The organism is Streptomyces sp. NRRL WC-3605 (assembly GCF_001509795.1).
GTDB classification, from domain to species: Bacteria; Actinomycetota; Actinomycetes; order Streptomycetales; family Streptomycetaceae; genus Streptomyces; species Streptomyces viridochromogenes.
On sequence record NZ_LLZN01000034.1, the window covers coordinates 1 to 206 of the forward strand.

Below are 206 nucleotides of genomic sequence, written 5' to 3' on the forward strand. Positions count from 1 at the left end.
CTGAGACCTGATGCCGAGCCGATTGTGGTGAAGTGGATGATCCTATGCTGTCGAGAAAAGCCTCTAGCGAGTTTCATGGCGGCCCGTACCCTAAACCGACTCAGGTGGTCAGGTAGAGAATACCGAGGCGTTCGGGTGAACTATGGTTAAGGAACTCGGCAAAATGCCCCCGTAACTTCGGGAGAAGGGGGGCCACAACCGGTGAT

Annotated in this window: 1 rRNA gene; it reads left to right on the forward strand. The window is 55.3% G+C overall.

The window, feature by feature from the left end:
* Positions 1 to 206, forward strand: a 23S ribosomal RNA gene (locus tag ADL34_RS05665); the annotation flags it as partial.